Source organism: Micromonospora sp. ZG13, assembly GCF_059359355.1.
In genome coordinates, this window is the sequence record NZ_JCADBQ010000013.1 from 152,663 (window position 1) to 175,644 (window position 22,982).

The following is a 22,982-nucleotide window of genomic DNA, read 5'->3' on the forward strand; positions in this document are numbered from 1 at the left end:
GAGCGCGTGATCCGGCACTTCCTGCGCGACGACGACCTGACCCCCGCCGAGCAGTCGGCCGTGCTCGACCTCGCGGCGCGGATGAAGGCCGACCGGTTCGGCCACCGGCCGCTGGCCGGGCCCCGGTCGGTGGCGGTGCTCTTCGACAAGCAGAGCCTGCGTACCCGGTTCTCGTTCGACGTCGGCATCGCCGAGTTGGGCGGGCATCCGCTCGTGGTGGACACCCAGGTCACCCACTTCGGGCGGGGCGAGACCCTCGCCGACGCCGGCCGCGTGCTGTCCCGCTACGTGGCGGCGATCGTGCTGCGTACCCACGGCGACGACCGGATCGCCGAGGTCGCCGACGGCGCGTCCGTGCCGGTGGTCAACGCGCTGACCGACGGCTTCCACCCCTGTCAGATCCTGGCCGATCTGCTCACCATCCGCGAGCACTGCGGCGGCACCGTCGGGCGGACGCTGGCGTACGTGGGCGACGCCGCGAACAACCTGGCCCACTCGTACCTGCTGGCCGGGGCGATGGCCGGCATGCACGTCCGGGTCGCCGGGCCGGTCGGCTTCGGCCCCGACCCGGAGGTGGTCGACCGGGCCGCCAAGATCGCCGACGGCACGGGGGGCTCGGTGCGGGCGCTGACCGATCCGGTGGCGGCCGTGGCCGGCGCCGACGTGGTCGCCACGGACACCTGGACCTCGATGGGCCAGGAGGACGACGGGCTGGACCGGATCACCCCGTTCCTGCCGTACCAGGTCAACGCCGCGCTGCTCGGGCACGCCGCGCCCGGCGCCGTCGTGCTGCACTGCCTGCCCGCGCACCGGGGGGAGGAGATCACCGACGAGGTGCTCGACGGCCCGCAGAGCGTCGTGTTCGACCAGGCGGAGAATCGACTGCACGCCCAGAAGGCGCTGCTGACGTTCCTCCTCGGGGCCGCGCCCGCCGCCCCGGACGCAGCGGGGCCGGGCGTCGCCGCCACCAGGGAGACACCATGACCGCCCCGCTGACCCGCGCCGCCCGGCACGCCCGCATCGTCGAGCTGATCCGCGACAAGGCGATCCACTCGCAGACCGAGCTGGCCGACCTGCTCTCCGGCGACGGCATCCAGGTCACCCAGGCCACGCTCTCCCGCGACCTCAAGGAGTTGGGCGCGGTCACCGCGCGCGGCGGCGACGGGCGGGCCGTCTACCTGATCCCCGAGGACGGCCACCGGCCGCTGCGCGACGCCGAGGCGGCGCCGGCCCGGCTGGTCCGGCTGCTTCGGGAACTGCTCAACGGGGTCGACGCCAGCGGCAACATCGCCGTACTGCGCACCCCACCGGGCGCAGCCCACTACCTGGCCAGCGCGTTGGACCGGGCGGGCCTGCCCGAGATCGTCGGCACCATCGCCGGCGACGACACCATCCTCGTCGTGGCCCGCGAGGCCGTCGGCGGCGCCGCGCTCGGCGACAAGCTCACCGGGTGGGCCCGCCGGGAGGAGAACGTGGAAGGGAACGCCACACCATGACCGAGCGGGTCGTACTCGCCTATTCCGGAGGGCTGGACACCTCCGTCGCCATCCCGTACCTGGCCGACCGGACCGGCGCCGAGGTGATCGCGGTGGCGGTCGACGTCGGGCAGGGCGGCGAGGACCTCGACGCCGTCCGGCGGCGCGCGCTGGACTGCGGCGCCGTGGAGTCCGAGGTCATCGACGCGCGCGACGAGTTCGCCGCCGGGTACTGCCTACCGGCCATCCGCGCGAACGCGCTCTACATGGACCGCTACCCGCTGGTCTCCGCGCTGTCCCGGCCGCTGATCGTCAAGCACCTGGTGGCCGCGGCCCGCAGGCACGGCGGCACCATCGTGTCGCACGGCTGCACCGGCAAGGGCAACGACCAGGTCCGCTTCGAGGCCGGCCTCGGCGCGCTCGCGCCCGACCTGAGGATCGTCGCGCCGGCCCGGGACTTCGCGTGGACCCGGGACAAGGCGATCGCCTTCGCCGAGGAGAAGGGGCTGCCGATCGACGTGTCGGCGAAGTCGCCGTACTCCGTCGACCAGAACCTGTTCGGGCGCGCCGTCGAGACGGGCTTCCTGGAGGACATCTGGAACGCACCCGTCGAGGAGCTGTACGCGTACACCTGCGACCCGGCGCAGGAGCGCGACCCCGACGAGGTCGTGATCACCTTCGACGCCGGCGTCCCGGTGGCGATCGACGGCGAGACCGTAACCCCGTACCAGGCGATCCTGGAGCTCAACCGGCGCGCGGGCGCCCAGGGCGTCGGCCGGCTCGACATGGTCGAGGACCGCCTCGTGGGCATCAAGAGCCGCGAGGTGTACGAGGCGCCCGGCGCGATCGCGCTGATCACCGCCCACCAGGAGCTGGAGGCGGTGACCGTGGAGCGGGACCTGGCCCGGTTCAAGCGCGGCGTCGACCAGCGCTGGGGCGAGCTGGTCTACGACGGCCTGTGGTTCTCCCCGCTGAAGCGCTCCCTGGACGCGTTCATCGACGACGCGCAGCGCCACGTCACCGGCGAGGTACGGCTGGTCCTGCACGGCGGCCGGGCCACCGTCTCCGGGCGCCGCTCGGAGGCCAGCCTGTACGACTTCGGCATGGCCACCTACGACACCGGCGACACCTTCGACCAGTCCCTGGCCAAGGGCTTCGTGCAGCTCTGGGGCCTGCCGAGCAGGTTGGCCGCCGCGCGGGACGCCCGGCTGGGGGGCTGCTGAGCATGGGCACCACAATGGGCGGCGTGGACGACAAGAGCCTGACCGAGAACAGCGCCGCGACCAACCGCACGAGCCTGTGGGGTGGCCGGTTCGCCGGCGGCCCCGCCGAGGCCCTGGCCCGCCTGTCGGTGAGCGTGCAGTTCGACTGGCGGCTGGCCCCGTACGACATCGCGGCGTCCCGCGCGCACGCCCGCGTGCTCGCGGGGGCCGGCCTGCTCGACCCGGAGGAGCTGGGCCGCATCCTCGCCGCCCTGGACGACCTGGAGGCGGCCTGCGCCTCCGGGCAGTTCCGCCCCACGGTCGACGACGAGGACGTGCACACCGCCCTGGAGCGCGGGCTGCTGGAGCGGCTCGGCAGCCTGGGCGGCAAGCTGCGTGCCGGCCGCTCCCGCAACGACCAGGTCGCCACCGACCTGCGGCTCTACCTGCGCGACCATGCCCGGGGCGTGGCCGGCCGGCTGGTCGAGCTGGCCGAGGCCCTGGTGGAGCAGGCCGAGCGGCACGTGGAGACGGCCGCGCCCGGCATGACGCACCTCCAGCACGCCCAGCCGGTCACCTTCGGGCACTGGCTGCTGGCGCACGTGCAGCCGCTGCTGCGTGACCTGGAGCGGCTGCGTGACTGGGACCACCGCACGGCGGTCAGCCCGCTCGGCGCGGGCGCGCTCGCCGGCTCCGGCCTGCCGCTGGACCCGGTGGCCGTCTCCAAGGAGCTGGGCTTCCGCACGTCCTTCGCCAACTCGATGGACGCCGTGGCCGACCGGGACTTCGTCGCCGAGTTCCTCTTCGTCACCGCGATGATCGGGGTGCACCTGTCCCGCCTCGGCGAGGAGGTGGTGCTCTGGACGTCGCAGGAGTTCGGCTGGGTGGAGCTGGACGACGCGTTCGCCACCGGCTCGTCGATCATGCCGCAGAAGAAGAACGCGGACATCGCCGAGCTGGCCCGGGGCAAGTCCGGTCGGCTCGTCGGCGGGCTGATGAGCGTGCTGACCATGCTCAAGGGCCTGCCGATGACCTACGACCGGGACATGCAGGAGGACAAGGAGCCGGCCTTCGACGCGGTCGACACCCTGGAGCTGCTGCTGCCCGCGCTCGCCGGGATGATCTCCACGATGACCGTACGCGCCGACCGGCTCGTCGCGGCCGCGCCGGTGGGCTTCTCCCTCGCCACCGAGGTCGCCGACTGGCTGGTCCGCCGCAACGTGCCGTTCCGCGACGCGCACGAGATCACCGGCAAGCTGGTGGCGCTCTGCGTGGCCCGTGACTGCGCCCTCGACGAGGTCAGCGACGACGACCTCGCGGCGGTCAGCGAGCACCTCGACCCGTCGGTGCGCGACGTGCTCTCGGTCCGCTCGGCGCTCGCCGCCCGGATCACGCCCGGCTCGACCGGCCCCGGGCCGGTCGCCGACCAGCTCGCCATCGCCGCCGACCAGCTCGTCGGCTGGCGGGAGTGGGCCGCCGAGCGGGTCGTGCCCCGCTGAGTCGCCGACCCCGCGCGGCGCCACCCGGCGCCGCGCGGGGTTCAGCCCGCCGGGCGTTCGCGCTTCGGCAGCTTCGCCACCACCGCGTCGTACGAGGCGTCGACCGCCTCGATCAGCTCCTCGTCGTCGATCCCGCTGGCCAGGCGCAGCGTGTTCCAGCCGGAGCGCCCGATGTACGGCGACGGCCGCGCGTCGCCCGGGTGCCGGTGCAGCCACTCGTCGGCCACCTCGCGGCTCGGCCCGCACTTCACCCCGACCGTCGGGTCGTCGGCCCCGGAGGAGCCCAGGAAGGCGAAGATCCGGCTGCCGACCTTCACCACCTCGTCGCCCTCCCACGGCTGGTCCAGCCGGGCGCCCGGCTTGCCCAGGCAGTACGCCAGCATCTCCTCGCGCGTCATCGCGTCCTCCTCGACACCGCTGTCGGGCCCAGTCTCGCCCATCGGCGGGGTCAGTCGGTGGTGGCGGTGCGGGCGGAGAGTCGTTCGTAGCGCTGTTTGGCCGCCTGCGCGCTGCCCAGCCCGAGCCCGTACGCGATCTGCTGCCAGGTCAGCCCGCGGCTGCGGGCCAGCGTCAGCAGCCCCGCCTCCATCGTGTCGACCTCGGCACGCAGGTGCGGCACGAGGGTGAGCGCCGCGACGAGGTCCGCGTCGTCGACCGGCTCCTCGCCGGCCTCGGCCTCGGCCCCGCCGGCGGCCAGGGCGGTGACCAGCGCGACCGCCTCGTAGGTGTCCGGCAGGTAGGGGTTGGTGTGCCGGCGGCGGCGCGCCTCGGTGCCGGCGTGCCGCTCGCTGATGCGGTGCAGCGCGGCGTACGTGCGGTGCGCCCGGGACGCGCCGGCGTCGGGCGGGGTGAAGGAGTCGGTCATTGCCACACTCCAGCATGGCAACGATCCGTTGTCAACGAGACGTTGACAAGCGGTCGGCGCCGGCCGGCGGCAGCGGATAGGGTCGTTGCCGTGGTGGCGTACTCCGACCGTCGCCCCGCCGACCTCGCGGGGCTGGCCGACCTGCTCGCCGGGCCCGTGGTGCCGGCGGCGCGCGGCCTGCTGGGCTGCCGACTCACCGCCGGCGGCGTCACCGTCCGCATCACCGAGGTCGAGGCGTACGCCGGGACGGCCGGCGACCCGGCCTCGCACGCGCACCGGGGCCGCACCCCGCGCAACGCCGTCATGTTCGGGCCGGCGGGGCACGCCTACGTCTACTTCACCTACGGCATGCACTGGTGCATGAACGTCGTCACCGGGCCCGACGGGGAGGCCTCGGCGGTGCTGCTGCGCGCCGGCGAGGTGGTCGACGGCGTCGAGGCGGCCCGCGCCCGGCGCCCCGCCGTACGCCGGGACGTCGACCTGGCGCGCGGGCCCGCCCGGCTCTGCGCGGCCCTGGGTGTCGACAAGGGCGCCTACGGCCGCTGGCTGCTCGGCGACGGCCCCGTCCGCCTGCGCCCGGCCGACGCCCCGGTGCCCGCGGAGGCGATCGCGACCGGGCCCCGGGTGGGCGTGACCGGCGCGCACGACGTGCCGTGGCGGTTCTGGATCGCCGGCGATCCCACCGTGAGCGCCTACCGCCGGCACGTGCCGCGCAGTCGCTGACCTGCCCGGGCGCCTGCCGCGCGATCGACGCGGACGGTGTGACGGCGGCCACCGGCGGCGCCTCCGCGGCGGAATAGTTGACTCGTCAAATATGTTGTGCCGTGCGTCCGGGAGCCGTACGGGCCCCGGCCAGGGACGACACGAGGAGCTGGTCATGCAGTTCGGAGTCTTCACCGTCGGCGACGTCACGGTCGACCCGACCACCGGTCGCGAGCCGACCGAGCATGAGCGGATCAAGGCGATGGTCGCCATCGCGCTCAAGGCCGAGGAGGTCGGCCTCGACGTCTTCGCCACCGGCGAGCACCACAACCCGCCGTTCGTGCCGTCGTCGCCCACCACCATGCTGGGCTTCATCGCCGCCCGCACCGAGCGCCTGCTGCTCTCCACCTCCACCACGCTGATCACCACCAACGACCCGGTGAAGATCGCCGAGGACTACGCGATGCTCCAGCACCTCGCGGACGGCCGGGTGGATCTGATGATGGGGCGCGGCAACACCGGGCCCGTCTACCCGTGGTTCGGCCAGGACATCCGCAACGGCATCCCCCTCGCCATCGAGAACTACGACCTGCTGCACCGGCTCTGGCGCGAGGACGTCGTCGACTGGAAGGGCCGCTTCCGCACCCCGTTGCAGTCGTTCACGTCGACGCCGCGTCCGCTCGACGGCGTGCCGCCGTTCGTCTGGCACGGCTCGATCCGCAGCCCGGAGATCGCCGAGCAGGCCGCCTACTACGGCGACGGCTTCTTCGCCAACCACATCTTCTGGCCCCCGGAGCACACCCAGCGGATGGTCGGGCTCTACCGGCAGCGCTACGCCCACTACGGCCACGGCTCCGCCGACCAGGCCATCGTGGGCCTCGGCGGGCAGGTGTTCATGCGGCGCAACTCGCAGGACGCGGTGCGGGAGTTCCGCCCGTACTTCGACAACGCGCCCGTCTACGGCCACGGCCCGTCGCTGGAGGAGTTCACCGCCCAGACGCCGCTGACCGTGGGCAGCCCGCAGCAGGTCATCGACCGCACGCTGGGCTTCCGCGACTACGTCGGCGACTACCAGCGCCAGCTGTTCCTCATGGACCACGCCGGCCTGCCGCTGAAGACCGTGTTGGAGCAGCTCGACCTGCTCGGCGAGGAGGTCGTGCCCGTGCTGCGCAAGGAGTTCGAGTCGTTGCGCCCGGCGCACGTGCCCGCCGCGCCCACCCACGCGTCGCTGCGGGACGCCGCCGAGCGGGCCGGGGCGGAGGCCGGCCGATGAGCCGCCGTACCCTCGCCGTGGTGTCGGCCGGGCTGGGGCGGCCCTCGTCGACCCGGCTGCTCGCCGACCAGCTCGCCGCGGCCACCCGCGACGAGCTGGCCCGGCGCGGCGACGACGTCGACGTACGCCCCGTCGAGCTGCGCGAGCACGCCCACGACGTCGTCAACCACCTGCTGACCGGCTTCCCGTCGCCCGCACTGCGCCAGGTGCTCGACACGGTCACCGGCGCGGACGGGCTGATCGCCGTCACGCCGATCTTCCACGCCTCGTACAACGGGCTGTTCAAGTCGTTCTTCGACCTGGTCGGGCCCGGCGCGCTGGCGGACCGGCCGGTGCTGGCCGGGGCGACCGGCGGAACGGCCCGGCACTCGCTGGCGCTGGAGCACGCCGTCCGGCCGATGTTCGCCCACCTGCGCTCGGTGGTGGTGCCCACCGCCGTCTTCGCCGCCCCGGAGGACTGGTCCGCCGGGGTCGCCGACGGCGCGCTGCGGGCGCGGATCGTCCGCGCCGGCAACGAGCTGGCCGATGAGATCCACCGGCGACCGGCCTCCACCGGCCCCGCCGACCCGTTCGCGCTCACCACCAGCTTCGACGAGCTGCTCGGCGGCCGGGACCGCTGAGGGCCGCCGGCCCGCCGACCCCGCCCGGGGCCGGCGGGCCGGGGCACGTCAGCGGGCGTGAGCGTACGGGCGGGCCACCAGCACCGGGCAGCGCGCGTGCTGCACGAGGGCCTGGCTGACCGACCCGAGCAGCAGACCGGCGAAGCCGCCCCGGCCCCGTGAGCCGACCACCACCAGCGCCGCGTCCGCGCTGGCCTCGACGAGTGCCTGCTCGGCCTTCGGCGCCCGGAGCACCCGTGCCTCGACGGCCAGCCCCGGGTGGCTGCCCCGCACGGCCGCCTCGGCGGTGGCCAGCAGCTCGGCGGACTCCGCGTCCGGCGTCCGGGTCGCCCCGTCCGCCGGGCCGTCCCCGTCGGGCGGCTGGACGTGCACCAGCACCAGCCCGTCACCACGGCGGGTCGCCTCGTCGGCCGCGTACCCCACCGCCAGCTCGGCGGACTCCGACCCGTCCACCCCGACCAGCACCGGCCCGGCGACGGGGATCGGCTCCTCGGCGGGGCGCACCACCAGCACCGGGCAGTGCGCGTGGGCGGCCACCTGCGTGCCGACCGAGCCGAGCAGCAGCCCGGCGAAGCCGCCCAGCCCCCGGCTGCCCACCACCACCAGCTCGGCCCGTCGGGACTCCTCGACCAGCGTCGCCCCCGGCCCGCCCGCCACCTGGCGTACCTCGACGGTCAGCCCCGGACAACGCCCCTCGAGGTCGACGGCCGTGCGTTCCAACATCTTCTGCGCCTCCTCGGTCGGCGCCGGCAACCCCACGTCGTACGGGTTGAGCGGCACGCCGTAGCCGAGCGGGTGCAGGTAGCCGTGCACCAGGTGCAGGGGGCGCGACCGCAGCACGGCGGCCCGCGCGGCGTGCTCCGCCGCCAGCAGGCTCGCCGGGGATCCGTCCACACCCGCCACCACGGGTCGGTTCATCAGCCCTCCCAGAGGTCGATCAGGTCATTGTCGACGCGGCACCGCCGGGTCGCCGGCATTTGCGCCGACGCCGTCGCGCCGGCCGGGGGAGCGGCCGACGCGACGGCGTCGTGGTGCGGTGACCGGGTCAGGACGCGTCGGCCTGCTTGGGGTGCCGCACGATCACCAGCGGGCAGTGCGCGTGGTGCAGGACCGCGTGGCTGACCGAGCCGAGCAGCAGCCCGCCCAGCGCGCCCCGCCCGCGCGCGCCCACGACCACCAGCTGGGCCTTCTTCGACTCCTCGACCAGTACGCCGCCGGGGGAGCCGCGGACCAGCCGGTGCTGCGCCGGCACGTCGGGGTAGCGCTCGGCGAAGCCGGCGAGGGACTCCGCGAGGGCGCGCTCCTCGTCCGCGGCGAGGGCGTCCAGGTCGTAGACCAGGGGCAGGATGTCGCCCGGGCCGACCGGCGTCGGGTAGAGCCAGGCCTGCACCGCGACCAGCGGGGCGCCCCGGCGGCTCGCCTCCTCGAACGCGAACGCGACGGCCTCCAGGGAGCACTCGGAGCCGTCGACGCCCACCACGACCGGGCCGTCGGCGCGCTGCTCGCCGCGTACCACCAGGACGGGGACCTTCGCGTGGGCGGCGACCTGCACGGTGACGGAGCCGAGCAGCAGCCCGGCGAAACCGCCCAGGCCCCGGTGGCCCAGCACCAGCAGGGCGGCGTCCCGGGACTCGCCGAGCAGGACGGGAGTCGCCGCGCCCTCGACCACCACGCCGGTCACCGGCACGTCCGGGGCGATCTTGTTGGCCTCGGCGATGGCCTCGGCGACGAACCGTTCGGCCTGGTTGCGCAGGCCGGCGCCGGCCGGCGCGCCCTCCGCGGCGCCGAGCGGGGCGCGCGTCAGAGGCCAGATGAAGGCGTGTACGACCCGCAGCGGACGCTGCCGGTCGGCAGCCTCCCGCGCCGCCACCCGGACCGCGTCCAGTGCGGCGGCCGAACCGTCCACACCCACCACGACGGGGGCACCGGTCTTGATGGTCATCGACTCCTCCTTCTGTCCAGCTCCAGCCTGCTCCATCCGAACGCTACCGGTCAGGGGCGGGCGTCCCGACCGGTGGGACCTTGGTCCCGAATCGCAGGCCAACGGGCGTCGACGGCGTCCGTCCCCGCGCCCGTCGCGGCAACGTCCGTCCCGGCGGGGTCCGTCCCCGTGCCCGTCGCGGCGACGTCCGTCCCGGCCGGATCCGTCCCGACGGCGCCCGTCGGGGTGCCGCCGGCCGGCCGGCGGGCCAGCCGCAGCACCAGCCCGGGCAGCACGCTGACGGCGGCGCAGGCCAGCAGCTCCGCCGCGCCGAGCGGCTCGGTGCCGAGCAGCTCCCGCAGCGGAGGCAGCAGCACCCCGGCGACCTGGAGCAGCGCGGAGACCGCCACCGCGACCGGCAGCGCCCAGTTGCCGTGCCGGGCGCCGCGCGGTCGCGGCGCGCGTACCGCGAGCGCCACCCCGAGCTGGGCCAGGCCGAGCACCACGAAGACCACCGACTGCCAGGGCCGGTCCCAGTGCGCGGCGAGCACCCCGGCGCCGAGCACCACGGCGGCGATCAGCGCGCCGGTGACCAGCACGTCACGGCCCAGGCCGGCACCGAGCACCGACTCGGACGGGGAGCGCGGCGCCCGACGCAGCGTGCCCGGCTCCGCCGGCTCCGCGCCCAGCGCCACCCCCGGCACGCCGTGGGTGAGCAGGTTCACCCACAGGATCTGCGCCGGCAGCAGCGGTACGGCCAGCCCGAACAGCGGACCGAGCAGCATCACCGCGATCTCGGCGACCCCGCCGGAGAGCGCGTAGCGCAGGAACCGGCGGATGTTGTCGTAGATGCGGCGGCCCTCGCCGATCGCGGCGGCGACGGTGGACAGGTCGTCGTCGACGAGCACCAGGTCGGCGGCCTGCCGGGCGACCTCCGTGCCGCCGCCCATCGCCACCCCGATGTCGGCCCGGCGCAGCGCCGGAGCGTCGTTCACCCCGTCGCCGGTCATCGCCACCACGTGCCCCCGCGACTGGAGGCCGGCGATGATGTCGAGCTTCTGTTCCGGCTGGGTCCGCGCGAACACCCGTGCCTGCGGGTGCGCCCGCGCCGGGTCGCCGTCGTCCCCGCGTACGACCGGGTCGCCCTCGCGCCAGAGCCCGAGCTGGCCGCCGATCGCCGCGGCGGTGGCGGGGTGGTCGCCGGTGATCAGCACCAGCCGGACCCCGGCGTCGTCGAAGCTGCCCGCGATCTCGGCCGCGCCCGTGCGCAGCGGGTCGCCGACGGCGACCAGCCCCACGGGCCGCAGCCCGACCGGCCGGGCGGGGTCGGCCGGCGGCGCGTCCACCATGGCGGACGCGACCGCCAGCACCCGCAGCCCCTCGGCGGCCAGCCGGTGCGCGGCGGCGGTCAGTTCGGCGATCTCCTCGGCGGAGGCGTCGACCAGCGGCGCGGCCAGCACGTTCTCCGGGGCGCCCTTGCACACCACCAGGTACCGCTGGTCGCAGGAGCGGTGCACGGTGGTCATCCGGCGCAGCTCCTGGTCGAAGGGGTGCTCCGCGACGCGCGGCCACGCCGACCGGGTGCGCTCCGGGTCGAGCCCGCACCGGGCGGCGAAGGCGACCAACGCCGCCTCCAGCGGGTCCCCGACGGCCGTCCACTCCGCCCGCTCGTCGGTGGGTGGCGCCAGGGTCGCGTCGTTGCAGAGCAGCCCGGCCCGTGCCAGTCGGCGCAGGTCGTCCGGTACGGCCACCGGCGCGCCCCGCTGGTGCACCGCGCCGTGCGGCGCGTAGCCGCTGCCGGTGACGCCGTAGCGGGAACCGTCGCCGGTGACGGCGTGCTGCACCGCCATCCGGCCCTCGGTCAGCGTGCCGGTCTTGTCCGAGGCGATGACGGTGACGGAACCGAGCGTCTCGACCGCGTGCAGCCGGCGGGGGATCGCCCGCGCCCCGGCCATCCGGCGGGCGCCGAGGGCCAGGGCGAGGGTGACGACCGCCGGCAGCGACTCCGGCACGGCCGCCACCACCAGGCTCACCGCGGTGACCGCCATGTCGACCACCGGCCGCCCGCCGACGACGCCGATGACGAAGACCAGTCCCGAGAGCACCACCGCGGCGAAGCCGAGCATCCGGCCGAGCCCCGCGAGGCGGCGCTGCAACGGGGTGGCGGCGGGCCGGGTGGACGCCACCAGGGCGGTGATCCGGCCGAGCGCGCTGGCGGCGCCCGTGCGTACCACCGTGCCGGTGGCCCGCCCGGTGGTGACCACCGTCCCCGCGCTGGCCTCCTCGCCCGCGCTGCGCGCCACCGGCACCGACTCGCCGGTCAGCGCCGCCTCGTCGACGCTCAGCCGCGCCGCCTCGTCGAGCAGCAGGTCGGCGGGGACCACGTCGCCAGCCTCGATGCGCACCAGGTCACCACGGACGAGGTCGGCGGCGGGCAGGACGACGTCGCGGCCGTCCCGTACGACCCTGGCCGTGGGCGCGGCGAGCTGGTCCAACGCGGCGATCGCCCGGTCCGCGCGGACCTCCTGCACCACCCCGATGGCGGTGTTCACCAGCACCACCAGCACGATCACCGCCGTGTCCGGGTAGTCGCGCAGCACGGCGGTGACCACGGCGGCGGCCAGCAGCAACGCCACCAGGGGATCGGTGAGCTGGTGCAGGACCCGGCCGCCCAGGTGCCGGCGGGGCGGGGCGACCGCCGCGTTCGGCCCGTCCGCGCGCAGCCGCGCGGCGGCCTCCGCCGTGCTGAGCCCGGCCGCCGGCCTGGTCGAGGTGTCAGCGGGCACCGGTACGCCCCCCGATCCGCCGCCGTCCGGACTGTCCCACATCGTCCTCCGCTCTGCCGTGGCGCCGTCGCGGCGCACCCTGCCGATTCCACCCTCGCCCCCTCGCGCGACACCCGCCAGGGGAGTTGCGCCCGCGCGACCCGGGACCAACGGCCCTGCCGCCCGCACCCGCCGCGCGGTCCAATGGGGAGCCGGAACGACCCGTCGCGGGCACCGGCGACCGCCGGCCCGCCCCACGAAAGGGGCACCGCATGACCACCCTGGACGTGCTGCGCGCGCACCCGTTCCTCGCCGGGCTGCCCGAGCCGTGGCTGCCCCGGCTCGCCGGCCACGCCCGGCCGGTGGTCTGGCACCCCGGATACCGGCTGTTCCGGGCCGACCAGCCCGCCGAACGTTTCTGGCTGGTGCGCGGCGGTCGGGTGGCGCTCGACTTCGCGGTGCCCGGCCGGGGCGACGTGGAGATCGAGACCATCGGCCCGGGCGGGGTGCTGGGCTGGTCGTGGCTGTTCCCGCCGTACCGCTGGCAGTTCGGGGCGGTGGCCGCCCAACGCAGTACGGCGGTGGAGTTCACCGCCGAGGGGGTGCGCCGCCTGATGGAGTCCGACGACGCGTTCGGCCGACAGCTCACCACCCGCTTCATGAGCGTGGTGGTCGACCGGCTGCACGCGGCCCGGGGCCGGCTGCTCGACCTGTACGGCTACCCGGTGGATGCCTCGCCCGCCGGCTGATCCGCCGGGCCCGCGCCGTCACCGCCCGCCGCCCGCGCTCCCGTCGCCCCGCCGCTGCGCACCGTCGGGTCGTGCCCCGCTCAGCAGACCGTCAGGCCGCGCGCCGCGAACTGCCCACGGACCCGCTCCAGCAGCTCCGGCGTGGGCGGCTCGGTGTCGGCGAGGGGGAACCGCAGCCCCAGCTCCGCGTACTTGTGCGCCCCGAGGCGGTGGAACGGCAGCACCTCCACCCGCTCGACCGTGGCGAGCGAGGCCGCGAAGTCCGCCACCCCGGCGACGTTGGGCACGGCGTCGGTGAGCCCCGGCACCAGCACGAAGCGGATCCAGACCGGGGTGCCCCGGTCCGCCAGCCGGCGGCCGAACCGCAGCGTCGGCGCGACCTCGCCCGTGCCGGTCACGGCCCGGTACGTCGCCGGATCCCACGACTTGACGTCCAGCAGCACCAGGTCGGTGGCGTCGAGCAGGGCGTCGTCGGCGCGCTCGCCCAGGAAGCCGGACGTGTCCAGGGCGGTGTGCAGGCCCAGCTCGTGGCAGCGGCGCAGCACCTCCCCGGTGAACCGGGGCTGCTGCAACGGCTCCCCGCCGCTGAGCGTCACCCCGCCGCCGGCGACCGTGATGAACCGCCGGTACCGCTCGATCTCGGCGACCAGCTCGTCGACGCTCCGGCGCTGGCCGCTGCGCCGGTACCAGGTGTCCGGGCTGTGGCAGTAGCGGCAGCGCAGCGGGCACCCGGCGAGAAAGGCCACGAACCGGGTGCCGGGGCCGTCCACCCCGATCGACAGGTCGAAGGAGTGCACGGCCCCGGTCAGCTCCCGCTCGGCGGTGCTCACAGCGCGCCGTGGAACGTGCGGGACACCACGTCGCGCTGCTGCTCGGGGGTGAGCCGGACGAAGTTGACCGCGTACCCGGACACCCGCACGGTCAGCTGCGGGTACCGCTCGGGGTGGGCCATCGCGTCGAGCAGCGTCGCCCGGTCGAGCACGTTGACGTTGAGGTGGAACCCGCCCGCGTCGGCGTACCCGTCGAGCACCCCGGCCAGGTTGGTGATCCGCTCCTCGCGGGTGTGGCCCAGCCCGTCCGGGGTGACCGTGCCGGTCAGTGAGATGCCGTCGCGGGCGGCGTCGTACGGCAGCTTCGCCACCGACAGCGCCGCCGCGACGAGGCCGTGCGTGTCCCGCCCGTTCATCGGGTTCGCGCCGGGGGCGAACGGCTCGCCGGCTCGCCGCCCGTCGGGGGTGCCGCCGGTGTGCCGGCCGTACACCACGTTGGAGGTGATGGTCAGCACCGACAGCGTCAGCTCGGCGTCGCGGTAGGTGCGCTGCCGGCGCAGCTTCTCCGCGAACGTCTCCACGAGCCACACGGCGATCTCGTCGGCCCGGTCGTCGTTGTTGCCGAAGGTCGGGGGATCGCCCTCGACGACGTAGTCGACGGCCAGGCCGGTGGCGTCGCGCAGCACCTTCACCCGGCCGTACCGGATCGCCGCGAGGCTGTCCACCGCGACCGACAGGCCGGCGATGCCGGTGGCCATGAACCGGCGCACCGGGTGGTCGTGCAGCGCCATCTCCAGCCGCTCGTACGCGTACCGGTCGTGCATGTGGTGGATGACGTTCAGCGCGTCCACGTACGTCTCGGCCAGCCAGTCCAGCGTCCGGTCGTACGCGGCCAGCACCTCGGCGTGGTCGAGGACCTCCCCGCCGACCGGCGGCGCGGCCGGCGCCACCTGCTCGCCGGTCAGCTCGTCGCGGCCGCCGTTGATCGCGTAGAGCAGCGCCTTGGCGAGGTTGGCCCGGGCACCGAAGAACTGCATGTCGCGGCCCACCCGCATCGCCGACACGCAGCAGGCGATCGCGGTGTCGTCGTCGTACGCCGGGCGGATCAGGTCGTCGTTCTCGTACTGGATGGCGCTGGTGTCCAGCGACACCTGCGCGCAGAACCGCTTGAACCCCTCCGGCAGTCGCGGCGACCAGAGCACGGTCAGGTTCGGCTCCGGCGCCGGGCCCAGGTTGTACAGGGTCTGCAGGTAGCGGAAGCTGGTCCGGGTCACCAGCGGCCGGCCGTCGGCGCCCATCCCGCCCAGCGACTCGGTCACCCACGTCGGGTCGCCGGAGAAGAGCTGGTCGTACTCGGGGGTGCGCAGGAACCGGATGATCCGCAGCTTGATCACGAAGTCGTCGACCAGTTCCTGGGCGGTCGTCTCCGTCAGCCGGCCCTCGGCCAGGTCCCGCCGCAGGTAGACGTCGAGGAAGGTCGCGGTGCGCCCCAGCGACATCGCGGCCCCGTTCTGCTCCTTCGTGGCCGCCAGGTACGCGAAGTACAACCACTGCACGGCCTGTCGGGCGGTGGCGGCGGGCACGGAGACGTCGAAGCCGTAGCCGGCGGCCATCTCCTTCAGTTCGCCGAAGGCCCGGGCCTGCTCGGCCAGTTCCTCCCGCTCCCGGATCACGTCGTCGGCCGACGGCCGCGCGTCCAGCGCCGCCTTCAGCGCCCGGCGCTCGGCGACGAGCCGGTCCACCCCGTACAGGGCCACCCGCCGGTAGTCGCCGATGATCCGCCCGCGACCGTACGCGTCCGGCAGCCCGGTGATGACGTGCGAGCGGCGGGCCGCCAGCACGTCGGCCGGGTACGCGTCGAAGACCGCGTCGTTGTGGGTCTTGCGGTACGTGGTGAAGATCCGGTGCACGACGGGGTCCGGCGTGAAGCCGTACGCCTCGAGGGCGGCCTCGACCATCCGGAGCCCGCCGGCGGGCATGATCGCCCGCCGCAGCGGCGCGTCGGTCTGGAGGCCGACGATCAGTTCCCTCTCCCGGTCGATGTACCCGGGACCGTGCGACGTGATCGTCGACGGGGTGGCGGCGTCCACGTCGAGCACGCCCCGGCGGCGCTCGGCGACGAAGAGCTCCTGCAACGCCCCCCAGACCGCCAGGGTCCGGTCGGTCGGCCCGGTGAGGAACGACCCGTCCCCGGTGTACGGCTCGTGGTGGCGCCGGATGAAGTCCGCCACGTCGACGGACTCCCGCCAGGTGCCGGCGGCGAAGCCCCGCCACGGGTCCAGGTGCTGTTTCGCGGCCATGATCGGTCCCTTCCGAGCGCCGGTGGGTGAGGCCCGGCCGCCGTGGTCGCGGCGGCCGGGCGGGCGGGTCAGGGCTGGAGCACCAGCCGGGCGGCGACCCGCCCGGCGAGCACGTCCTCCATCGCCTCGTTGATCTCGTCGAGCTTGCGCACCTCGTGCACGACCCGGGTGCGGCCGGCCGAGTGCAGGCGGAACACCTCCGCCAGGTCGGCGCGGGTGCCGACGATCGAGCCGATCACGGTGATCCCCTTGAGGACGGTCTCGAAGACCGGCAGGCTCATCGTGTTGTCCTTCGGCAGCGAGACCAGCACCAGCCGGCCGCCGCGACGCAGGCAGGCGTGCGCCTGCGCGATCACGGTCGGGCTGGCGGCCAGCACGACCGCCACGTCGACGCCGCCGAGGGCGGTGATCGCCTCGACCGGGTCGACCCGGGACGCGTCGACCGTGTGCGTCGCGCCGAGGGAGGTGGCCAGGTCCAGCTTCTCCCCGGTGACGTCCACGGCCACGGTCTCGGCGCCGTGCAGCTGGGCGTACTGCTGCGCGAGGTGCCCGAGCCCGCCGATGCCGAAGATCGCCACCCGCTCGCCGGGCCGCACCCCGGCCACCCGGACGGCCTTGTACGTGGTCACGCCCGCGCAGGTCAGCGGGGCCGCCTCCACCGGGTCGACGCCGGCCGGCACCCGGACGGCGTAGCGGGCCGACGCGAGGGCGTACTCGGCGTGCGCGCCGTCGATCGCGTAGCCGGTGTTGCGCTGCGACTCGCACAACGTCTCCCAACCGCTGACGCAGTACTCGCAGGTGCCGCAGGCCCAGCCGAGCCAGGGCAGCGCGACCCGGTCGCCGACGGCGTGCTCGGTGACGTCGGGGCCGACCCGCTCGACGATGCCGACCCCCTCGTGGCCGGGGACGAAGGGCGGGTTCGGCTTGACCGGCCAGTCCCCGCGGGCGGCGTGGATGTCGGTGTGGCACAGCCCGCTGGCCTCGATCCGGACCAGCACCTGGCCGGGGCCGGGCTCCGGCACCGGCACGTCGAAGATCTCCAGCGGACGATCGAACGCGGTGACGACCGTGGCTCGCATCGGGGGCCTCCCAGCTCTTGTCTCGCTTCCACCAACCATCGTGCGGGCCGGGGCCGGGGCCAGGCAGAGGCTCAGGACCGTCCCGGCCCGGGACCTCCGACCCCTGTCGGCAGGTCCTCCGCCGGGCTCAGCGTTCGATCACCAGCCGGCGGGCGCGCAGGACGCGGGCCCACCACGGACGGGGGGCGCGTGGCGTCGGGGCGGGCAGGCCCCTGAGGCTGACCCATCCGCCCGGTCCCATGGTGAGCGCGCCGATCGCCGGCGGCCGGCGCCGGCCCCGCGCCGCCACCGCGGCGGCGACCAGACCGACGGCGAGCACACCGACGGTCGCGCCGAGCAGGCGGTCCGGGTCGAACACGGGACGGTAGCGGACCCGACCGTCGTGCAGGACGAACGCGCCGACCGGACGGCCCCGGTGAGTCACCGGCACCAGCGCGGCCGTGGGCGTGCCCGGCAGCTCCAACACCGGTCCCACCGGCACGGGGGGCGCCGGTGGCCGCCCGGGCGCGGGCGTGGCGCCGCGGGCCGGGCGGCACCGGCAGCCCCGGGTCATCTCGGCCAGGTCGGCGCCCTTGCCGCCGAGCAGGTCTGCCCTGCTCCGGTCGCCTTCGATGAAGTCGTAGACGTACTTGGTCATGGTGCCGGCCTCCTCCGCTTCCGCCGGGAACCTCGTCCCTCCTCGTTGGTAGCAACGCGGCAGCCACCCACGGCAGGGCCGAAGGGGCACCGACCGGGCCGGAGGTCCCGGACGTGTCGCACCCGGGCCCTATCCTCGGGCGATGACCGCCGACCTGCGCCTGCGTCCCGTCCGCGACGAAGACCTGCCCGCCTTCTTCAGCCACGAGCAGGACGTCGAGGCCAACTGGATGGCGGCCTTCGGGCCGAAGGACCCGACCGACCGGGAGCGCTTCGACGCGCACTGGCGCCGCGTGCGCGCCGACGAGCGCATCGTCGCCCGCACGGCGGTCGTCGACGGCGAGGTCGTGGGCCATGTGGCCGCCTTCCCCGTCGACGAGCGCACCGAGGTCAGCTACTGGATCGACCCGCGCCGCTGGGGCCGGGGCTACGCCACCGCCGCGCTCACCGCGCTGCTGCGCGAGCTGCCCGCGCGGCCCGTGCACGCCCGCGCCGCCAAGGACAACCGGGCCTCGCTCGCCGTGCTGCGCAAGTGCGGCTTCGTCGTCATCGGCGAGGACAAGGCGTACGCCGACGGCCGGGGCGCCGAGGTGGAGGAGTGGGTGCTGGAGCTCGCCGCGGACTGACCCGCCGCCGCCCGCCGGCCCGCCGGCTCGGGGCGCCCACTACTCTCGCGGCGTGAACTGGCTGGAACTGATCGGCTGGACCGGCTCGGCGCTGCTGGTCTGGTCGCTGCTGCAGACGCGCATCCTCCGGCTGCGTGCCCTGAACCTGGTCGGCTGCCTGATCCTGATCGGCTACAACGCCGCCGTGCAGGTCTGGCCCATGGTGGGGCTGAACGTCGTACTCGCCGTGATCAACGTCTGGTACCTGCGGGCCATGCTCGCCACCCGCCACGACGAGGCCACCTACCAGGTGGTGGAGGTGGGGGTCGACGACCAGTTCCTGGCCCACACGCTGAAGGTGCACGCCGCCGACATCGCCCGGTTCAATCCCGGCTTCCGCTGGCCCCCCGGCAGCGCCGCCGAACGCTCCGCCTTCCTGGTGGTGCGCGCCGACGAGGTGGTCGGCGTGGTGCTGTCGCACGCGGCGGCGGACGGCGTGGCACAGGTCGACCTCGACTACGTCACCCGGCGGTTCCGGGACTTCACCCCGGGCGAGTTCGTCTACCGGCGCAGCAGCCTCTTCACCGACCGGGGATTCCGCCGGGTCGTCACCCCGCCCGGCATGGTCGCCCCGTACTACCACCGGCTCGGCTTCCGCCCCGAGGGCCGCTCGTACGTCCTCGACCTGCCCGCCCCGCCGGTCGCCGGGCGCGCCTGATCACATCCTGCGCCGCAGGAGGGTTCGCCGGCCGGCCCGGTGGGCACAGACTGGCCTACGCCGGCCGTGACCTTCGGCCGGCGGTGCCCGTCGTGCCGGCGGGCACCGGTCCCGCGTGAGGAGAGCCGGGAGTGCAGAGCATCTGGACCCAACTGGCCCTGGTCGGTGTCCTGGTCGTCCTCAACGCGGTCTTCGCCGGCAGCGAGATGGCGCTGGTCTCGCTGCGGGACAGCCAGATCCAGCGGTTGGAACGCACCAGCCGGGCCGGCCGGGTGCTGGCCCGCCTCGCCAAGGACCCGAACCGCTTCCTGGCCACCATCCAGATCGGCATCACCCTCGCCGGCTTCCTGGCGTCGGCCGCGGCGGCGGTGTCGCTGGCCAAGCCCCTGGTGCCGCTGCTCAGCGCGCTCGGCGGCGCCGCCGAGACCGTCGCGATCGTGGTGGTCACCCTCGCGTTGACCTTCGTCACCCTTGTCTTCGGCGAGCTGGCTCCGAAGCGGATCGCCATGCAGGCGGCCGAGCGGTGGGCGCTGCTGGTGGCCCGCCCGCTGGACCTGCTCGCCTCCGTGACCCGGCCGGCCGTCTGGGCGCTCGGCGCCACCAGCGACCTGGTCGTACGCCTCGTCGGCCTCAATCCCAAGCACGAGCCCGACGAGATCGGCCCCGACGAGCTGCGGGACATCGTCTCCGGCAACCACGGCTTCACCAAGGAGCAGCGCACCATCATCGCCGGCGCCGTGGAGATCGCCGACCGGCAGCTGCGGGCGGTGCTCGTACCCCGGTTGCAGGTCTTCACGCTCGACAGCGGGACCACGGCGGAGGCCGCGCGGCTGTTGCTGGCGGCCACCGGCCACTCCCGGGCGCCGGTGGTGCGCCACGGCGGCCTCGACGACGCGGTCGGCGTGATCCACCTGCGTGACCTGGTCGGCGTCCCCGAGGACCGGCCGGTCGACGAGTGCGCCCGCCCGCCGATGCTGTTGCCGGACTCCCTGCCGGTGGTGGACGCGTTGCGGCAGTTCAAGGCCGAACGCCAGCACATCGCCCTGGTGGTGGACGAACGGGGCGCGGTCGACGGGATCGTCACCCTGGAGGACATCCTGGAGGAGATCGTCGGGGAGATCTACGACGAGACCGACCGGGACGTGCGCTCCGTACGCACCGAGCCGGACGGCACGATGTGGCTCCCCGGCACCTTCCCCGTGCACGACCTGGCCGACGTCGGCGTCGAGCTGCCGGGCCGCCCCGGCGGCGACTACACCACCATCGCCGGTCTCGTGCTCGCCTGCCTCGGCCACATCCCCACCGTGGCGGGGGAGAGCGTCGTCGTCGACGGCTGGGAGCTGGAGGTCGCCCGCATCGACCACCGCGCCATCACCGGGGTACGACTGCGCCGGCGTGCCGAGCCCGCGCCCGACGAGACCGAGGCCGTGCTGGACGAGGCCCGTAGCTGAACGGTCAGGCCGGATAGAGGTTCTGCAACCGGACCTGGCCCCGGGCCACGAGCCGGGCGTCGGCATCGGTGATCTCCACCTGCCAGAGCTGCTGGCTGCGCCCCCGGTGCACGGGCGTGCCCACAGCGGTCAGCTCGCCGTCGCGTACCGCGCGCAGGAAGTCGGTCTGGTTCGACACGCCCACGACGCGTCCCCGCTCGCCCAGCCACAGGGCCCCGCCGATGCTGGCGGCGGTCTCGGCCACCGAGCAGTAGACGCCGCCGTGCTGGATCCCGAACGGCTGGTGCAGCTCGGGGCGGACCTGCCAACGGATCACCACCCGGTCGCCGCCCACCTCGTCGAGTTCGAGGCCGAGCAGGGCGACGAAGCCACCCGTCAGATCCGGCATCTCCACGGCGTTTCCCTTCTCGATCACGGCGCCGCCAGCCTACGCCGCCGGCCCGCCCGGCAAACCCGCTACGTCGCGTCCCCGGTCATGGGGGAGAATCGGTGACCGTGACCGACAGCAGCCTCCCGCCGCCCGGGCGGGACTCCCTGACCGATGACCTGCGGTGGCGGGGCCTGATCCAGGACTCCACCGACCTCGACGAGTTGCGGACGCTCCTCGACGGCGGTGTCACCGCCTACTACGTGGGCTTCGACCCGACCGCGTCGAGCCTGCACGTCGGCCACCTCATGCAGGTCGCCACGGCGCGTCGGCTCCAGCTCGCCGGGCACCGCCCGCTGCTGCTCGTCGGCGGCGCCACCGGTCAGATCGGTGACCCGAAGGAGAGCGCCGAGCGCACCCTCAACCCACCCGAGGTGGTCGCCGGCTGGGTGGCCCGGATCCGCGATCAGCTCGCCCCCTTCGTCTCGTACGAGGGGGAGAACGCGGCCCAACTGGTCAACAACCTGGACTGGACCGGCGAGATGTCGGTGGTCGAGTTCCTCCGCGACGTCGGCAAGCACTTCCCGGTCAACAAGATGCTGGCCCGGGAGGTGGTCCGGGCGCGGCTCGAGAGCGGCATCAGCTTCACCGAGTTCAGCTACCAGCTGCTCCAGGCCAACGACTTCTTCGAGCTGCACCGTCGGCACGGCTGCCAGCTCCAGTTCGGCGGCTCGGACCAGTGGGGCAACATCACCGCCGGCGTCGACTACATCCGCCGGCGGGGCGCCGGCCCGGTGCAGGCGTTCACCACGCCGCTGGTGACGAAGTCCGACGGTACGAAGTTCGGCAAGACCGAGGGCGGCGCCATCTGGCTCGACCCCGAGATGACCAGCCCGTACGCCTTCTACCAGTTCTGGGTCAACGTCGAGGACCGGGACGTGAGCCGCTACCTGCGCTACTTCAGCTTCCGTTCCCGCGAGGAGCTGGAGGCGTTGGAGAAGGAGACCGCCGAGCGGCCCGCGGCCCGGGCGGCGCAGCGGGCGCTCGCCGAGGAGCTGACCACCCTCGTGCACGGCGAGCGCGAGATGGCGCAGGTGGTGGCCGCGAGCCAGGCGCTCTTCGGCCGCGGCTCGCTGGACGACCTCGCGCCGGCGACGCTGCGCGCCGCGCTGAGCGAGGCGGGTCTCGTCCATCTCGACGAGCTGCCCGACGTCGCCGGCCTGCTGCGCGCCTCCGGGCTGGTGCCGAGCCTCAAGGAGGCACGGCGGGTGATCGCCGAGGGCGGCGCCTACGTGAACAACACCCGGGTCACCGAGACCGACGCCACCGTGGGCCCCGGGGACCTGCTGCACGGTCGGTACCTGGTGCTGCGCCGCGGAAAGCGGTCGTTCGCCGGGGTCGAGCTGCGCGGCTGACCGTACGAAGGAACCGTGTGACGCGGGACGCCCCCGGCGGATTTGACGATCGATCCGCCGGGGGCGTAACTTTCTCTCTGCCAGCGCGGAACGGACTAACCGGGGCAAATGCACCGGAGGCCGGGCGCGGCAATGAGCTTCGGGCCGGCGGTGTGATGACTCGCCGGTGTCCGGACCGGGCGGTGCCCCAGGTCCGCCGGAAGGCGGATTTGGTGAGGCGCAGCCGACCGGGTATGGTTCATCGCCGGTAGGGAACCGGGCGAGTTCGCGGGAGACCGCGGCGGCCGGCCTGTCGGAAACCACTGTTGGGAACGGCGCGAGCCGTTGTCGGGTGGTGCCCGGAAATGGGATTGAAGTGGTGCGGATCGCTGCGAAGCGGTTTGACGCGGCGGAAGTCACCGGGTAACGTAGTAAGAGTGCCCGGCGCGGGAAGCGGCGGGGACGCGAACGAAATGCCCCGGGTCGGGGGCTCCACGGTGTGGGGTTTCCGGGCGGTGTGTGGTTGTTCTTTGAGAACTCAACAGGGTGCTTGATAAGCCAGTGCCAAAATGATTTATACCCCTGGACTGG

Annotated in this window: 22 protein-coding genes; 12 read left to right on the top strand and 10 right to left on the bottom strand. The window is 74.5% G+C overall.

Annotated elements, in window-relative coordinates:
- The first annotated feature begins 6 nt into the window (after nt 1–6).
- The 4 genes from argF to argH are packed head-to-tail and all read left to right on the top strand — an operon-like array spanning nt 7 to nt 4,176.
- A complete protein-coding gene (argF, locus tag AC5L34_RS23510) occupies nt 7–984 on the top strand; it encodes an ornithine carbamoyltransferase (protein WP_494826986.1) in 978 nt (325 codons plus the stop codon).
- On the top strand, nt 981–1,496 hold the full coding sequence (locus AC5L34_RS23515; protein WP_089000931.1) for an arginine repressor: 516 nt from the start codon (nt 981–983) through the stop codon (nt 1,494–1,496). Before argF ends, AC5L34_RS23515 begins: the two co-directional genes overlap by 4 nt.
- A complete protein-coding gene (locus tag AC5L34_RS23520; protein WP_441177307.1) occupies nt 1,493–2,698 on the top strand; it encodes an argininosuccinate synthase in 1,206 nt (401 codons plus the stop codon). The genes AC5L34_RS23515 and AC5L34_RS23520 overlap by 4 nt, the downstream gene beginning before the upstream one ends.
- Nucleotides 2,699–2,712: 14 nt before the next feature.
- Entirely contained in the window at nt 2,713–4,176 is a 1,464-nt protein-coding gene (argH, locus tag AC5L34_RS23525; protein ID WP_441177324.1) for an argininosuccinate lyase, read from the top strand.
- A 41-nt stretch (nt 4,177–4,217) separates the two neighbouring features.
- Here the strand turns inward: argH and AC5L34_RS23530 are convergent, their stop codons facing one another.
- Both AC5L34_RS23530 and AC5L34_RS23535 read right to left on the bottom strand, forming a co-directional pair.
- On the bottom strand, nt 4,218–4,574 hold the full coding sequence (locus tag AC5L34_RS23530; protein WP_494826989.1) for an MmcQ/YjbR family DNA-binding protein: 357 nt from the start codon (nt 4,572–4,574) through the stop codon (nt 4,218–4,220).
- A 50-nt stretch (nt 4,575–4,624) separates the two neighbouring features.
- Nucleotides 4,625–5,041 carry a DNA-binding protein gene (locus AC5L34_RS23535; protein WP_441177308.1) on the bottom strand — a complete coding sequence of 139 codons (417 nt, stop codon included), beginning with the start codon at nt 5,039–5,041 and terminating at the stop codon, nt 4,625–4,627.
- 93 nt (nt 5,042–5,134) lie between these two features.
- On the opposite strand from AC5L34_RS23535, the gene AC5L34_RS23540 reads away from it, so the two are divergent.
- The 3 genes from AC5L34_RS23540 (at nt 5,135) to AC5L34_RS23550 (ending at nt 7,636) form a co-directional block, all read left to right on the top strand.
- The gene (locus AC5L34_RS23540) at nt 5,135–5,764 is read left to right on the top strand and encodes a DNA-3-methyladenine glycosylase (protein ID WP_494827011.1); all 630 of its coding nucleotides are present in this window, start codon (nt 5,135–5,137) and stop codon (nt 5,762–5,764) included.
- Between the two features lie 154 nt (nt 5,765–5,918).
- Nucleotides 5,919–7,016, top strand: coding sequence for an LLM class flavin-dependent oxidoreductase (locus AC5L34_RS23545; protein ID WP_441177309.1), 1,098 nt, complete (start codon nt 5,919–5,921; stop codon nt 7,014–7,016).
- Nucleotides 7,013–7,636, top strand: coding sequence for an FMN reductase (locus tag AC5L34_RS23550; RefSeq protein WP_494826991.1), 624 nt, complete (start codon nt 7,013–7,015; stop codon nt 7,634–7,636). Before AC5L34_RS23545 ends, AC5L34_RS23550 begins: the two co-directional genes overlap by 4 nt.
- 48 nt (nt 7,637–7,684) lie before the next feature.
- On the opposite strand, the gene AC5L34_RS23555 is transcribed toward AC5L34_RS23550, so the two are convergent.
- From AC5L34_RS23555 to AC5L34_RS23565, 3 genes are all read right to left on the bottom strand, one after another.
- Nucleotides 7,685–8,554, bottom strand: a complete 870-nt coding sequence (locus tag AC5L34_RS23555) for a universal stress protein (protein ID WP_441177311.1) — start codon at nt 8,552–8,554, stop codon at nt 7,685–7,687.
- 127 nt (nt 8,555–8,681) lie between these two features.
- Entirely contained in the window at nt 8,682–9,578 is an 897-nt protein-coding gene (locus AC5L34_RS23560; protein ID WP_441177312.1) for a universal stress protein, read from the bottom strand.
- 50 nt (nt 9,579–9,628) lie between these two features.
- Nucleotides 9,629–12,385: a cation-translocating P-type ATPase gene (locus AC5L34_RS23565; protein ID WP_494826994.1), complete on the bottom strand. Its 2,757-nt coding sequence runs from the start codon at nt 12,383–12,385 to the stop codon at nt 9,629–9,631.
- A 209-nt stretch (nt 12,386–12,594) separates the two neighbouring features.
- On the opposite strand from AC5L34_RS23565, the gene AC5L34_RS23570 reads away from it, so the two are divergent.
- Nucleotides 12,595–13,071: a cyclic nucleotide-binding domain-containing protein gene (locus tag AC5L34_RS23570; protein ID WP_441177314.1), complete on the top strand. Its 477-nt coding sequence runs from the start codon at nt 12,595–12,597 to the stop codon at nt 13,069–13,071.
- 80 nt (nt 13,072–13,151) lie between these two features.
- Here AC5L34_RS23570 and pflA read toward each other — a convergent pair whose 3' ends face one another.
- From pflA to AC5L34_RS23590, 4 genes are all read right to left on the bottom strand, one after another.
- Complete coding sequence (pflA, locus tag AC5L34_RS23575) at nt 13,152–13,901, bottom strand: pyruvate formate-lyase-activating protein (RefSeq protein WP_250101252.1); 750 nt, start codon at nt 13,899–13,901, stop codon at nt 13,152–13,154.
- The gene (gene pflB, locus AC5L34_RS23580) at nt 13,898–16,141 is read right to left on the bottom strand and encodes a formate C-acetyltransferase (RefSeq protein WP_494826997.1); all 2,244 of its coding nucleotides are present in this window, start codon (nt 16,139–16,141) and stop codon (nt 13,898–13,900) included. Before pflB ends, pflA begins: the two co-directional genes overlap by 4 nt.
- A gap of 68 nt (nt 16,142–16,209) precedes the next feature.
- Complete coding sequence (locus tag AC5L34_RS23585) at nt 16,210–17,220, bottom strand: alcohol dehydrogenase catalytic domain-containing protein (protein WP_089000918.1); 1,011 nt, start codon at nt 17,218–17,220, stop codon at nt 16,210–16,212.
- Nucleotides 17,221–17,347: 127 nt separating this feature from the next.
- On the bottom strand, nt 17,348–17,857 hold the full coding sequence (locus tag AC5L34_RS23590; RefSeq protein ID WP_494827015.1) for a hypothetical protein: 510 nt from the start codon (nt 17,855–17,857) through the stop codon (nt 17,348–17,350).
- 142 nt (nt 17,858–17,999) lie between these two features.
- On the opposite strand from AC5L34_RS23590, the gene AC5L34_RS23595 reads away from it, so the two are divergent.
- From AC5L34_RS23595 to AC5L34_RS23605, 3 genes are all read left to right on the top strand, one after another.
- Nucleotides 18,000–18,482, top strand: coding sequence for a GNAT family N-acetyltransferase (locus tag AC5L34_RS23595; protein WP_441177317.1), 483 nt, complete (start codon nt 18,000–18,002; stop codon nt 18,480–18,482).
- Nucleotides 18,483–18,534: 52 nt separating this feature from the next.
- Entirely contained in the window at nt 18,535–19,179 is a 645-nt protein-coding gene (locus AC5L34_RS23600; protein WP_441177318.1) for a hypothetical protein, read from the top strand.
- Nucleotides 19,180–19,310: 131 nt separating this feature from the next.
- Entirely contained in the window at nt 19,311–20,630 is a 1,320-nt protein-coding gene (locus AC5L34_RS23605; protein WP_363902511.1) for a hemolysin family protein, read from the top strand.
- Between the two features lie 4 nt (nt 20,631–20,634).
- On the opposite strand, the gene AC5L34_RS23610 is transcribed toward AC5L34_RS23605, so the two are convergent.
- Complete coding sequence (locus AC5L34_RS23610; protein WP_441177326.1) at nt 20,635–21,042, bottom strand: PaaI family thioesterase; 408 nt, start codon at nt 21,040–21,042, stop codon at nt 20,635–20,637.
- A gap of 83 nt (nt 21,043–21,125) precedes the next feature.
- On the opposite strand from AC5L34_RS23610, the gene tyrS reads away from it, so the two are divergent.
- The gene (tyrS, locus tag AC5L34_RS23615) at nt 21,126–22,412 is read left to right on the top strand and encodes a tyrosine--tRNA ligase (protein WP_494827013.1); all 1,287 of its coding nucleotides are present in this window, start codon (nt 21,126–21,128) and stop codon (nt 22,410–22,412) included.
- Nucleotides 22,413–22,982 lie beyond the last annotated feature (570 nt).

Coding starts and splice junctions, on each gene's coding strand:
- AC5L34_RS23515 (WP_089000931.1), top strand. CDS start 981: ATGACCGCCCCGCTGACCCGCGCCGCCCGGCACGCCCGCATCGTCGAG.
- AC5L34_RS23520 (WP_441177307.1), top strand. CDS start 1,493: ATGACCGAGCGGGTCGTACTCGCCTATTCCGGAGGGCTGGACACCTCC.
- argH (WP_441177324.1), top strand. CDS start 2,713: ATGGGCGGCGTGGACGACAAGAGCCTGACCGAGAACAGCGCCGCGACC.
- AC5L34_RS23530 (WP_494826989.1), bottom strand. CDS start 4,574: ATGACGCGCGAGGAGATGCTGGCGTACTGCCTGGGCAAGCCGGGCGCC.
- AC5L34_RS23535 (WP_441177308.1), bottom strand. CDS start 5,041: ATGACCGACTCCTTCACCCCGCCCGACGCCGGCGCGTCCCGGGCGCAC.
- AC5L34_RS23545 (WP_441177309.1), top strand. CDS start 5,919: ATGCAGTTCGGAGTCTTCACCGTCGGCGACGTCACGGTCGACCCGACC.
- AC5L34_RS23550 (WP_494826991.1), top strand. CDS start 7,013: ATGAGCCGCCGTACCCTCGCCGTGGTGTCGGCCGGGCTGGGGCGGCCC.
- AC5L34_RS23555 (WP_441177311.1), bottom strand. CDS start 8,554: ATGAACCGACCCGTGGTGGCGGGTGTGGACGGATCCCCGGCGAGCCTG.
- AC5L34_RS23560 (WP_441177312.1), bottom strand. CDS start 9,578: ATGACCATCAAGACCGGTGCCCCCGTCGTGGTGGGTGTGGACGGTTCG.
- AC5L34_RS23565 (WP_494826994.1), bottom strand. CDS start 12,385: ATGTGGGACAGTCCGGACGGCGGCGGATCGGGGGGCGTACCGGTGCCC.
- AC5L34_RS23570 (WP_441177314.1), top strand. CDS start 12,595: ATGACCACCCTGGACGTGCTGCGCGCGCACCCGTTCCTCGCCGGGCTG.
- pflB (WP_494826997.1), bottom strand. CDS start 16,141: ATGGCCGCGAAACAGCACCTGGACCCGTGGCGGGGCTTCGCCGCCGGC.
- AC5L34_RS23585 (WP_089000918.1), bottom strand. CDS start 17,220: ATGCGAGCCACGGTCGTCACCGCGTTCGATCGTCCGCTGGAGATCTTC.
- AC5L34_RS23590 (WP_494827015.1), bottom strand. CDS start 17,857: ATGACCAAGTACGTCTACGACTTCATCGAAGGCGACCGGAGCAGGGCA.
- AC5L34_RS23595 (WP_441177317.1), top strand. CDS start 18,000: ATGACCGCCGACCTGCGCCTGCGTCCCGTCCGCGACGAAGACCTGCCC.